8 protein-coding genes, 2 tRNA genes and 1 riboswitch are annotated in these 12,158 nt (G+C 39.4%); of the genes, 3 read left to right on the top strand and 7 right to left on the bottom strand.

The window, feature by feature from the left end:
• Positions 1–212: 212 nt before the first annotated feature.
• The gene (locus D0T49_RS01255; protein WP_163628773.1) at positions 213–983 is read left to right on the top strand and encodes an amidohydrolase; all 771 of its coding nucleotides are present in this window, start codon (positions 213–215) and stop codon (positions 981–983) included.
• Positions 984–1,069: 86 nt separating this feature from the next.
• Here D0T49_RS01255 and D0T49_RS01250 read toward each other — a convergent pair whose 3' ends face one another.
• The 3 genes from D0T49_RS01250 to D0T49_RS01240 all read right to left on the bottom strand — a co-directional run bounded on the left by D0T49_RS01250 (position 1,070) and on the right by D0T49_RS01240 (position 4,525).
• Positions 1,070–1,813 carry a DUF4465 domain-containing protein gene (locus tag D0T49_RS01250; protein WP_163628772.1) on the bottom strand — a complete coding sequence of 248 codons (744 nt, stop codon included), beginning with the start codon at positions 1,811–1,813 and terminating at the stop codon, positions 1,070–1,072.
• A gap of 146 nt (positions 1,814–1,959) precedes the next feature.
• A riboswitch (cobalamin riboswitch) is annotated at positions 1,960–2,200 on the bottom strand.
• Positions 2,201–2,282: 82 nt separating this feature from the next.
• Entirely contained in the window at positions 2,283–2,996 is a 714-nt protein-coding gene (locus D0T49_RS01245) for a response regulator transcription factor (protein ID WP_163628771.1), read from the bottom strand.
• Complete coding sequence (locus D0T49_RS01240; protein ID WP_163628770.1) at positions 2,993–4,525, bottom strand: sensor histidine kinase KdpD; 1,533 nt, start codon at positions 4,523–4,525, stop codon at positions 2,993–2,995. The genes D0T49_RS01245 and D0T49_RS01240 overlap by 4 nt, the downstream gene beginning before the upstream one ends.
• Positions 4,526–5,590: 1,065 nt before the next feature.
• Here D0T49_RS01240 and D0T49_RS01235 point away from each other — a divergent pair.
• Both D0T49_RS01235 and D0T49_RS01230 read left to right on the top strand, forming a co-directional pair.
• Positions 5,591–5,663: transfer RNA gene (locus D0T49_RS01235), tRNA-Lys, on the top strand.
• 30 nt (positions 5,664–5,693) lie between these two features.
• Positions 5,694–5,766, top strand: a tRNA-Lys gene (locus D0T49_RS01230).
• A 452-nt stretch (positions 5,767–6,218) separates the two neighbouring features.
• On the opposite strand, the gene D0T49_RS01225 is transcribed toward D0T49_RS01230, so the two are convergent.
• From D0T49_RS01225 to D0T49_RS01210, 4 genes are all read right to left on the bottom strand, one after another.
• On the bottom strand, positions 6,219–7,937 hold the full coding sequence (locus D0T49_RS01225) for a hypothetical protein (protein ID WP_163628769.1): 1,719 nt from the start codon (positions 7,935–7,937) through the stop codon (positions 6,219–6,221).
• Between the two features lie 71 nt (positions 7,938–8,008).
• Positions 8,009–10,054 carry a fibronectin type III domain-containing protein gene (locus D0T49_RS01220; RefSeq protein ID WP_163628768.1) on the bottom strand — a complete coding sequence of 682 codons (2,046 nt, stop codon included), beginning with the start codon at positions 10,052–10,054 and terminating at the stop codon, positions 8,009–8,011.
• Positions 10,055–10,153: 99 nt separating this feature from the next.
• Positions 10,154–11,062, bottom strand: a complete 909-nt coding sequence (locus D0T49_RS01215) for a hypothetical protein (protein WP_163628767.1) — start codon at positions 11,060–11,062, stop codon at positions 10,154–10,156.
• A gap of 69 nt (positions 11,063–11,131) precedes the next feature.
• Positions 11,132–12,082, bottom strand: a complete 951-nt coding sequence (locus D0T49_RS01210; protein WP_163628766.1) for an FISUMP domain-containing protein — start codon at positions 12,080–12,082, stop codon at positions 11,132–11,134.
• Between the last annotated feature and the right edge of the window lie 76 nt (positions 12,083–12,158).

Genomic DNA, 12,158 nt, shown 5'->3' with positions numbered 1-12,158 from the left:
CTACCTTATTAGCTTGTTTTTAAGTTAGCTTAATAAGCTAATAAGGTTGAGTTTGCAAGTTTATTATTATTACTAAGGTTTAATACAAAAATAAGGTTTTTACCTTGCTATTCAACTGTTTATAAGGGCATGCTTTTTAAAATACATTTCAATTTTTTATGTGTTTTTACTGTATTTTCGGATAAATACTATATGACTCAATAATATAATTTATGCGATTGACTATTATTCAGGATGCCATTGTTTGGGCTGATAAAAAGGCTAATCTGGACAGAATGTCTTCCCGGCTAAAGGACTTAGCCGGAAAGACAGACTTGGTTGTCTTGCCGGAGATGTTCGCTACCGGATTTTGTACCGACAGGCTCGATTTGGCAGAAGGGATGGACGGAGATACTGTATCGTGCCTGAAGAGGTGGGCACAGGAGTATAATATGGCTATTGCTGGTAGTTTTATTGCTGCTGAAAATGGCAAAATTTACAATCGTGCTTTCTTTGTTTTTCCTGATACTACCATGCGGACTGCTGACAAACGTCACCTTTTTTCAATGGGTGGAGAGGATAAGTTGTTTTCGGCAGGCGATAAGCGTCTGATTGTGAATTATAAGGGTTTCAGTATCAGCCTGCTTGTTTGTTACGATTTGCGGTTTCCTGTGTGGTCGCGCAATGTAGGTAATGAGTACGATTTGCTTATTTATGTAGCCAGTTGGCCTCAGTCGCGCATTAAAGTCTGGAATGTTTTACTTGCTGCACGTGCATTGGAGAATCAGGCTTATGTGTGCGGGGTAAACAGGATAGGGGAGGATGGCGAAGGTGTTGTTTACAACGGTAGTTCGAGGCTGATTGATGCGAAGGGAAACGATTTGCTCCATATTCCGTTAAACGAAACCGTAGTTCAAACATGTGAGCTGTCGAAAAAAGAACTGGATGTTTTTCGCGAGCGTTTTCCTGTATGGCGCGATGCGGATAGCTTTGAAATAAAATAGCGGACTTTTCTTTACGAAAGCCCGCTATTATTTTGTATGAGCTGCATATATTATGGCAGAACGCAGTTGGTCATACTATAAGGGTTTTATTTTTCAATTTCTTGTGTGAGTAGGATGTTATCTACACAAGCATATGCCGGATTGTTTAAATAAACAACTCCTTCATATTCTGATTTGTCGGTAGAATCGAATGAAAACGTAACTTTATCTACTTCGCCTAACGAACTTAGATTTACTGTTGCCCATTCTTTTGAGATAAACTGTTTCCCTTCTCGGAAATCAGCTAAATAGTATTCAATAGTTCCGGTTTCAGTAGTTCCTTTAAACCCTTTGATGATAACTTTGAAAAAATCGTCGGTTTCGAAAGGCTCGTTGTATCCGTCTCCCTCTTTCATATACAAATAAGCATAAGTGGAGTTTGTAATCATCAGGCTTTGGATGGTATAATATCCGTTTTCGTTTTTAGGACAAGTAAATGTTGCATCATTATCAAAAATTACTGCAAATTGTTTGGTGTTATTGGCACCTTTACCTGCAATAACGCTGAACTGATTGAGGAATCCCTGAGTTTCGGTGTCTGTTTTTGAAGAGCAGGCAAAACCATTCCAGGATGTCATTCCGCTTGGCCATATTGTATAACTGTTCTGAAATTCAAATCCTTCGGAAGTAAATTTTCCGCTTTTGTCAGAGCCGTCCCAATAGCCGTCGTTGCCAAGTGTTACATCTTCAAAAGTGATTAAATAATCTTTAGTTTCGGTTTCGGTTTTACAAGATACAAACCCTAATGCCAATACTAATATGGCTGAAAAAAGTAATTTTTTTGTTTTCATCTGATTTTTCTGAATTTTATTATTAAACATAAATATAAATTGTGAACTAACAGAGTAAGCTCAACGGGGGATAAATAAAGAAAAATTAGATTGTACTATGAATAAGTCATCCGATTTCCTTTTTGCTATTAACTCCCGAAAGCAAAAATGAATAATAATGTTTTGGCAGGTCTTCTGACTTACTCTTGTATCCGAACGCCTTCCCGGTTTCCTCCAGTGGCAAAAGTATTGTTCGATACACGTTTGATTACAGTTTTAAGCAGCTAACTTGTAGCTGTTGGCCTGTAATAGAGCTTACAGCAGCGGGTACTGTTCCGGACTTACACCGGATTCCCTTTATCAATTATCAATGGAAATGATATTGATACCAAAACGCTGCAAAGCTATATATAATATTTGGAATGTGAAAAGGGATGGGAATAAAAAAAACCGCTGGATTCAGCGGTTTTTTTCTGTGAGTAGTTTTTTATTAATCTTCGCTCGAGTTCTGTTGTGGAGTGATCAGTTTGTAACCTTTACCATGAATGTTGATAATAGCTACATTCGGGTCAGCTTTTAATAGTTTACGTAATTTGGTGATATATACGTCCATGCTACGTGCATTGAAGTAGTTATCGTCTACCCAGATTGTTTTCAAAGCATAGTTACGCTCAAGAATGTTGTTTGCGTTTGCTGCCAGTAAGTTCAATAATTCTGATTCTTTTGTTGTTAATTTCTGAGAATCGTTGTTTATTGTAAGCAGTTGTTTTTGCGAATCGAATGTAAATTCTCCGATTTGGTACACCACAATATCTTTTGCTTTTTTACCTTTTACACGGCGAAGAATAGATTCTATACGGTACAGAAGTTCTTCCATGCTGAATGGTTTCGACAAATAATCGTCGGCACCCAGTTTGAAGCCTTGTAGAATGTCTTCTTTCATCGATTTTGCAGTAAGGAAAATAATCGGAATTTCAGAGTTCATTGCTCTGATGTCCGCTGCCAGTGAGAAACCGTCTTTTTTAGGCATCATCACGTCCAGTACGCATAAATCATATTTGTTACGTGCAAAAGCTTTGTATCCAGCTTCTCCGTCGGGTTGCAAGTCTGTATCGAACCCCTTTGTCTGAAGGTACTCCCTCAATAACATGCCAAGATTTTCGTCATCTTCGCATAATAAAATTTTTACTTTTTCGTCTGTCATAATTCGTAATTTTTAAGGATTGGTATTGATATTATAAATTTCGTTCCAATGTTCAATTCGCTTTCCAATTTGATTGTACCTTTATGTTCCGTTACAATCTTTTTTACATAGGCAAGCCCCAGTCCAAAACCTTTCACATTGTGGAGGTTGCCCGTCGAAACCCGGTAAAATTTTTCAAATATCCTTTTCTGGTCGTCTTTACTTATTCCTATTCCGTTATCTTCTATCGTGATAATCAGGTTGTCTTTTACATTATACGTCTCAACCGTAAGTATCAGCGATTTTTCGCCCCTGTATTTAAACGCATTATCCATAAGGTTGAATATCACGTTTGTGAAATGTACCTCGTCTATTAAAGCCAAATCATCAGTTGCTTTCAGGTTCGAGATTATCTTCCCTCCCTTGTTGGTTACTTTCAGTGAGAAACTTCCGATAATGTCCTTAATAAGCGTATTTACTTTAATCTCTGTTAGCTTCAGAGTCGAATTTTCTTTTTCAAAAATTGCCATCTGCAATACTTTTTCCACATGTACGCTCAAACGCTTTGTCTCGTCGCGTATTACATTCGATATATATGCCAGCGATTCGGGCGACATGTTGCTTACTCCTTTTTCTTGCAACATTTGTGCCGCAAGGGATATAGTTGATATCGGAGTTTTCAGTTCATGTGTCATATTGTTGATGAAATCATTCTTCATTACGTTCAGATTCTTCTGACGAAAAATGATAACGATTGCAACAATGTAAATAATCAGTATCAGGAAAACAATAATTACCGATGGTAAAAATATATACAACGAATGGTCTATGTACTCCTTTTTTGTGGGGAATATCACCTGTAAGTAAGCCGGATTAGACGACTCCTCGTTGGGATACAACCGTTGTGTATATACGTTATCGTTCTGAACAGCTTGCTCGTTAGGCACATTCTTGTAGTACCTGTAAATTACTTTTCCTTGTTTATCGACAACTGAATAATGAAATGGAAGGCCAATGCCATTGTTGTGCAGGGCGGTTTCAAGTATAATGTTTAAGTCTTCGAAATTAATCCTGTCTGAAATACTTTGCTCTTCTGAACCCTTCAGCCACCTGAAAACAGCTTGTTCCAAGATTGTTCTCGAACGGGAATATCTTTGTTGGTACTGTTCCTGCAGGTAACGCGATGTTTCTTCTATGGTCGAACGCTTTCGAGCCTGTGATGATATGAAATTTTTAGATTTGGAAGGGTCTGTATTCTCAGCCAGACTGTCGATACGTCTTTTCAGCAATTGATGTTGTTCTTCCAATTCTATTTGATTCGTTGCTTTTCCCGAAAAAGAATCATCATCCAACGTTTTTGCAAGGTACTCCAATGCCTCGTTTTCTTCTACAATACTGATGGTTTGGTATAGGCTTCGTCTGACACTTTCATTAAACTGGTTGTTAATAATAGCAATGTTCAGCCGTATATATCTGACCTGAACAAAAAAAAGTGCTATAAATGTCAGAACCATTGCTGCAACCAATATCCAAATGGTCCTTTTCTTCATACAATTGCAAATTTAAAACAAATTTAAATGTTAATCTTTATATAAATTGTTTTTTTTCTACTTTTTTTTGAAAAATGAGCTTATTTAACGTTTTTATGTCTCCGTATTTTGTTTTAGCATCTGTTTTAATAAATTATTTTGTTCTTTATTTTTTTCTATTTTCATTTTATATTTCTGTGTGTTAGTTGTTTTATGCCTTTCGTTTGATGATTGAATAAATTTCATCGATGTTTTGTTGTAAAGTTGCGTTTTTGTTAATTTTTTTATTTTTAAATAATAGTGCTCTGTGACCTCCGATTTTGGTTTATCTATATTTTTAAATATATCCAAAAGAATGGGGGTATTAAATGTTATTTTACTCATTATTTACTCCACAAATAAATATCTAAAGTATAATAAATATTGAATAGAAAGAATCTATTTTTTGATTAATTCAGATTAATATATTCTTTTTTCGAAAGTGTTTTACAAAGTATGCAAATACTGCCTTTCAGGCAGAAGCATACTTTGTAAGACACATCCCTTTTTTCAATATTTTGATACTGAAAAATTTTAGTACATGACAAAAAACTGAATAGCAATCAGTATTTGCTGACATTAAATGATTTTGTTTAAGTTATCTATTTCCTTTTGCCTTGATGCAAAAGGAGCAAAAACTAATTTCATTGAAGCGCCTACGTTCAGCAAAATTCAAGTAAACTTGATTCTGCCTTCGCTTAAACGGCGCATTCAAGACTATGCCCGCTTCGCACGAAAAACAGGCCCCTAATCCCCCTCAAGGGGAGCTTTTTAGCCTCCCCCTTCGGGGAGGTTTGGAGGGGCTTCTGTTTTTTCGGCTCACCGGACAAGGTCAAAAGAGTACCTATAACAGATTGAAGAAACATTCGACATTTTTTGTCATGTACTTAGCTGAAAAATATAGATGGATGTAAAAAAAATGCATGTAATAATGTGTTTGTTATTAGGTGTTTATCGTGATATAGGGTAGGAGGTGCTAAGATATTTTTATCGTATTTATTGCGTATTGAAAAAAAAAGCATATCTTTGCAACCGTTTTTGATGCAAGATTCAGTAGCTCAGCAGGTAGAGCACATCCCTTTTAAGGATGGGGTCCTGGGTTCGAACCCCAGCTGAATCACTTTTTTCAAAAACCATCATAATTGTTGTAGATTCAGTAGCTCAGCAGGTAGAGCACATCCCTTTTAAGGATGGGGTCCTGGGTTCGAGCCCCAGCTGAATCACAAGCCTCGAAGAGGCTAAACGATGTAAATCCTTGATTCATAAACGAATCAAGGATTTTTTTTATTACCTGCCACTTGGTGAAATTTATTGCTGGATAAAAAGTTTTACCGGACAGCAATAAAAAAGAATAGTGCTATCGGCAAAATGAAGATTATATATAAAACAAAAAGGGGCTGTCTCAAAAGTCTTTTTTGGACGCAAATTACGCAGATTACGCAAATTCTATTTTTTGTAACTTGTTTTATTTCAATAAAATAAGATTTACGTAAATTTGTGTTTATCTGCGTAATTTCTTGGCAAGCCAAGCGAAGTATCGAGCGGCGTTCTCTTTCCTTTTGGGACACTCTCTTCGTGATACAAGATTTAATTCTATAAATCCTGCTGGGATTGGATTTTGTGATTCTGTTCGTGATTCTGTATTTTTTCTAAATTATAGCTTATATATAATCCCCTAAAAATTCCCTTTCAACTTTAATTTCTTTTCTTCTCTGGTAAGTGTGGTATTAAAAGCATAGCTATACGAAAGATTACCCATAAACTGATTTTGGGTTTTTACCCCGCTCGTATGCAGCAATGTCATGGCCAAATTAAAATTATGTTTTTTGGCTAGTGTATAACCTCCGCTCAGCCGTACATTCAACACATTCGATACCGCTCCTTCCTGATTGTACATATCGCTGAATGTAGCGGTAAGTGACGATTTCAGTAGTTTAAAAAAGGTTTTCTGCAATGATACATTGTAGGTCATCGCATTGATATACATATTCTCCGGCATTTTATTATAGTTGTTGCTTACCGAAGCAGAAGCATTGAACTGGGACGGTATAAGCGAGAATTGGTAAGATAATGAAGTATTGAAAATATCATTCCCTGCGAAATTGGAGTATTTCTGTGCCTCTGCTGACTTCTGATACATAAAATTCAGGTTCGTACTTTGCCTCCTTTCCTTACTGCTTTCAAGAAGGTAAGAGGCATTCAGCGAAGCTGTATAATTCAGTTGGGTTACATTCAGTGTGTCAAGATTTTGAAATTGATTAGTCTGTGTTACTTCCGAATAAATGTCATTTACATAAACGTAGGCCTGTAAGTTAGATAATGAAACCGACAGGTTGAGTTTCTCAGTAATGGCAGAAGATATATTTGCCGAATAGATCAACCTTGAAGTCGTGTTGGTCTTTTGTTCGTCAAGATTGTTTCGCTGGTATCCTCCGTCCAAAGCTATATTTATTTTCTTTATGGAAGTGGAAAAGTTTGCTGTTATATTTTCATAATCATTGGTCATATAGTAAGCTCCCAGAGTCGTGTAATTCGGTGCAACCCGCTCGTATGTAGCCCCGATAGTATTTACAAAAAAGGTATAACTTACCTGTGCTTTCCCCGCATGGTAAACAGCCATATCGCCCTTTGTATGCAACAAGTTGAAATCATCTTTTCCTGTAGTCATTCCCCGGTTTACCGCACTCATACCATATTCCCCGCCTATACGCAGATTTTTGACAATGTTCAGGTTTGCTTTTATACTTCCGGTCAGGTTGTCCTGCGGGTTGATGGGGATGCTGTCGGGATTGGGAAAAGGATTGGTGTCGGCTATATCCTGTGCTTTAAACAGGTTGATGCCTACATCAAATTTCTCATGTTGGTACTCCACATTAAAACCGCCGCCCATACGCCGGTATGAGGGGTCGCTTTCATCTGCATTGGGTTTCTTCATTCGTCCGAACAGCGCACTGAATTTCCAGCCGTTGTCGGGAGTAAGTTCTATACCGCCGCCAAACAACTCGTGCCCTGCCAGTGAGTAAGGCGAAAACTGCATGGAGGTATATCCGGCATATACTTTTACCCATTTATACGAAGGGGCTATCGAAAACCGGTTGAACGGCAGTGATACGCTTTTGCTCAACTGCTGGTTTGTATAGGCAAACGACAAGGGCACTGTTACAACTCCCAGTGCGGTAATGCTCAGGTTTCCGCCCAGGTACAACGCATACGGGTCTGCATTGGGATTGTCGGGCGCATAGGTGGCTATCTGACTTAGTGATATACCACCATTCATTGTCAATATAGGGGCTTTAGCCATAGCTTCAATATCCTGTGCCGTGACACTGAATGTACATAAGAAAGCTATAAGCAAAAAGCTGTATTTTATAAAACCAAATCTTCTCTTTTCCACTATTTCTTTTATTCTTAATTCCTGACTCTTGTTACTTGTAACTGTCCGAAGGACGAAGTAACTTGTAACTGTTATAACTTCACCTTCACTTCATTACTCAATTCAGATGACGTTTCATCTTCGTAAACTGCCCTGATTTTATACCGGAATGTTTTTTCAAATCCGGTGGTGTTGTCCGTATAGCTGTCTGCGGTGGTATTATCATACAGTTTCAACGGTTCGTCGTTTTCTGCTTTATAGATCAATACCCTTACGACTTTCTTTTTCGACTGTATAGTCCATTTCAGGGTAGTTGCTCCCAGCGATTCTTCTTTTTTAAGCACGATTTGCTGTGCCAACTGTCCCGGTGCTTTTTGCTGTACGGGCGACGATGATTCGGAAATCAATCCACTGTCGTCCTCGGCTGTTACATAATAGATATAGGTTTCACCCGGCTGAATAGTATTATCGGTATACGACGATTGTTTTTCAAGCGGTTTGTTCGCCTGTTTTTCGATGGTAGCTACGATTTGGAATACCGTATCGTTTGCTTCTTTCCGATGAATATGATGCGCTGCCACATCGATACTCGAACTGTTGTACCAGGTAATTTGAATGCCGTTTTTCTGCTGTGTCACACTTTGTATAAGCGGCGCTACAGGCGGTATAATATCAGGTCGTTTCAACTCCAGTATTTCACCGAAGTCAGACTGGTTTTGCCGCAGGTCAACGGCACGCAGACGATAATATACATTTTTGGTCAGTGTTTTCAGTTGTACGGAATCGGTAAATACCGTATCTGTTACCAGTTCAGGACTGATAAGCATAAATTCAAAGTCCGGATTGTTGCTGCGGTACACCCGGTAGCCGTCTATATCGGCTTCGGTATTTTTCGCCCATGCCAGACTTACGACTCCGGTGCTGTCTATGCTTCCGGCAAAGTTAACAGGTGGAGCGGGTGGAATACTGTCGACCAACTCCGCATAGGTATGAGCCGGTGTAAATTTCTCTGTCCGGCTGTCAAACACAGATAGTATATAATAATTGGTCAGCCCCGGATTCTTGTCGCTGAATGTCCGTGCGTCACCTTGTGTTATCTCGCTGATGCGTTTTTTCTTTCCTTTCGGACCTGCCGAACGGTAAATGCGAAATCCGCTTATGTATTCGTTCATTTCCTCCGGATAGTCCCAGGTAAGCAGTACTTCTTTGTTATTGATTACTTCTTTGTTTACAACTGTTGGTGCAATGGTTATTGGAATACGTCCGTGCCCAACGATGGAGTCGCTTGGAGGACCTGTTTCTCCAAATGCGCTTACGCCTCGTATGCGGTAATACCACTCGGTGCGGTTGTCGGGCAGCGAATCTGTCCAGTAGCCATATTCGGGTGATATGCCGGAATCAGAAACCTGCACTTTTGCATTGTCGCTGATGGGGGTATATGTTTTATTATCTGTCGATTTTTCAACAATATAGCTGTTGTATATATGACTCAGGTAAAGCACATTCCACGAGAGGTCTACTTTCTTATCGTTCCAACTGCCGCTAAATTCCAGGGGTTTGGGCAAAGGTTGATATTCCGACAATCCGGTAAAAGTAAAAGCGGTATCGTTGGGCAGTGAATCGGGCAAAGCGATATGTACCGAGTAGAGGTATTTCTCGTCCGGTCTGGCGGTCTTATCTGCCAGATACAGTCCCGACAGCCGTGCAGTTCTGATGGACTGATCGGCTGCATACAGTGCAAATGAAAAGCGATTTTGTTCCAGTTGGTATTGTTTGGCAATAGCCGTAGGACTTACTGCGGGAATACTTACTTCGCCAAAGATACATTCTGCTGCTATATTCACATATCTGTCTTCTTCGTATTTTTCCCATTCTCCAATCGGAGCCGGTTTCAGAGGGTAAGCGGTTAGCTGTTTACGTTCCGGTTCTTCGGGTTGTTTACCGTTGCGCAAAATGGTATAACGCTCCACCACATAACCATACTGGTTGCCTAAATCCCAGGCTTGCTTATCAGTCGGTCCCCAGCGTAGCAGGATAGAGTCTTTTTCGCAGGGACGGGTAAGAAGTTTTACATTTTCGGCTGTAATAATACCGGTAGTCAGGCATAGGAAAAGAAAAAATACAATAGGTCTTTTCATTATCAGGGAATTCTGTTTGTTTCTTAAAATTTATCAGGCAAGATATAATAGGAAATATTAAACAATATCTTTCTTGTAACTGTCCGAAGGACGAAGTAACTAGTAACTAGTAACTAATATCTCGTAATCCGGGTTTTCGTCAAACCATTTTCTCACCGTTTGTAACATCTTTTCGTAATCGTCCACATCCAGTCCGATACTGGGGTCAACTTTTATGGGAAAGTTTACGATAACAGGTGCGATAAGTTCAATAATAGGATAAGCACAGAGTATTGACTCCGATAAATCGGGATTGGCTGTTTCACACAGTTTTTCATCGCTGTGCAATAGCTCCACACAATAATCCAATGCTGATTTTTGCCGGGTATATACCAGGTCAGGCAGCAGGTAAGCCACCATTCCACTGTTCACAGGTGCTTTTTTTACTTTCTCCAAACAGCTTTGTAAGGCATCGGCAGAGCCTAATCGTGCCAAAGCCAGTGAAATATTCCATTTACGGCGTGTCGGCAGTTCGGAGTTCATCGAAAGCCGGAACAAATCATTATTTCCCGTACCCACAAATCCGGCAAGCAGCACCAGTTCGTCATAATGCGGACTGTTGGGTTTGTTTATATTGGCTGCTATCAGTGCTTTCGACTCTTCATTGAAGGCAGTCAGAGGAAAGGATTTCAGATAACCGATTATCCGTCCACGCAAACCGCCATCGTCATCGTTTATACCTTTGGCCAAACGCACTACAATTGGCTGCACATCTTCTTTTGTATCCAGTCCTTTCCGGTAGGTCAGGTAATAGGCTTGCTGACGTACAAAAGTGAGCGTGTCGGCATAGTATTTATCCAGTGCGTTGAGCAGGCCGGGAGTATCGAAGTCTTTTACAATCTTCTGTCCGGTACTGTAATCGGCATTACCTGTTTTACGGCAATTATCGAAATAGTCAGTAACCGTGTTGGCTTGAATACTCAATGCACTGATTGAAAGAAATAATAATATCGTATAAAATAATCTCATGGCTTTTGTTTGGATATTTCTTTTATCTTTATTTACTTGTATTTGCGAAGCAAAATAACTCGTAACTATTTACTCCTTCACACACCGTATGCTAAATGCATAGTTAATATCATGCGTAGCTATATAAGCCAATTCTGCCAGGTCATTACCCAAATCTTCGTTATAAAAATTCAGATACCTGTAAAAAACAGAATTATCACCAACGGCGCATCCGGTCTTAACCCAGTAGCGCCCGGTTTGAAGTATATCAACTACTTCGCCGTTTTCTATAAATCCTCCGGCCGGAAGGAATATACAACCGTTTGGCTCTTCAATAGTAGCTGTTTGGCTGTTTCTGCCAAAGAAGAAGCCGTTCGGCGTACTGTCATATTTATATCCGCTTTTTACCAAAGCAAAAACTTCTTCCTGTGTCGGTATGCGCCAACCGGCAGGGCAGGGATTATTCTCCGGAAGCCATATATCTGTAAAAGAAACCGGATTCCAGTTTGGCTCCACAGCAAGCAAACCGTCAGTATCAGTTATGGTGTATGCTGTGGCATTGTTGAACTGGTAAAGTTTTCCAGCTTCAAGCGGACTTTCTGTAAAAGTACCGAAGGTTTCTACATTATACCTCGCCCATATAGTACCGTTAATCAGCACTCCCTCTTCCGGAACAGTCCAGCCTGCTTGTGTTACCGTTATGGTATCCGACACAATGGTTCTGCTGGCTGCATTGCTGTTTTGAACAATTATGCGGGTTTCTCTCGGTTGCTCTGATTCTGTTCTTGATACTTCGATATAGATCGTATCACCATTTGCCTGAGTTGCATCTACTGCACACCAATTGTAATCATTATAGTCAAACTCAGCCTGCCAATCTACATTGCAACTTACAGCTATTTTGTGGCTTCCTCCTTCGGGTTGTACGGTAATAGCACGTTCGGATACAGATAACTCAATTATTTCCGGCTCTTTTTCCGGTGTACAGGCGCAGAAAAAAAATAGCAGGCTGGTTGTTATAAATAATAGTTTTGATTTCATTTTTAATTTATTTCGAATACAAATCTTTCAATTAATATATTCTTATACTCGTTCCGTGTTTTACTATTGGATTTCT

The sequence above is a fragment of the Paludibacter sp. 221 genome, from assembly GCF_010501035.1.
GTDB lineage: Bacteria > Bacteroidota > Bacteroidia > Bacteroidales > Paludibacteraceae > QVMH01.
Note: the sequence above shows the minus strand (reverse complement) of the source record. Positions and strands in the feature narration are given on the sequence as shown.

Bases quoted from the DNA above. Each gene is read 5' to 3' on its own strand.
- D0T49_RS01250 (WP_163628772.1), bottom strand. From the start codon at position 1,813: ATGAAAACAAAAAAATTACTTTTTTCAGCCATATTAGTATTGGCATTA.
- D0T49_RS01210 (WP_163628766.1), bottom strand. From the start codon at position 12,082: ATGAAATCAAAACTATTATTTATAACAACCAGCCTGCTATTTTTTTTC.
- D0T49_RS01215 (WP_163628767.1), bottom strand. From the start codon at position 11,062: ATGAGATTATTTTATACGATATTATTATTTCTTTCAATCAGTGCATTG.
- D0T49_RS01220 (WP_163628768.1), bottom strand. From the start codon at position 10,054: ATGAAAAGACCTATTGTATTTTTTCTTTTCCTATGCCTGACTACCGGT.
- D0T49_RS01240 (WP_163628770.1), bottom strand. From the start codon at position 4,525: ATGAAGAAAAGGACCATTTGGATATTGGTTGCAGCAATGGTTCTGACA.
- D0T49_RS01255 (WP_163628773.1), top strand. From the start codon at position 213: ATGCGATTGACTATTATTCAGGATGCCATTGTTTGGGCTGATAAAAAG.
- D0T49_RS01245 (WP_163628771.1), bottom strand. From the start codon at position 2,996: ATGACAGACGAAAAAGTAAAAATTTTATTATGCGAAGATGACGAAAAT.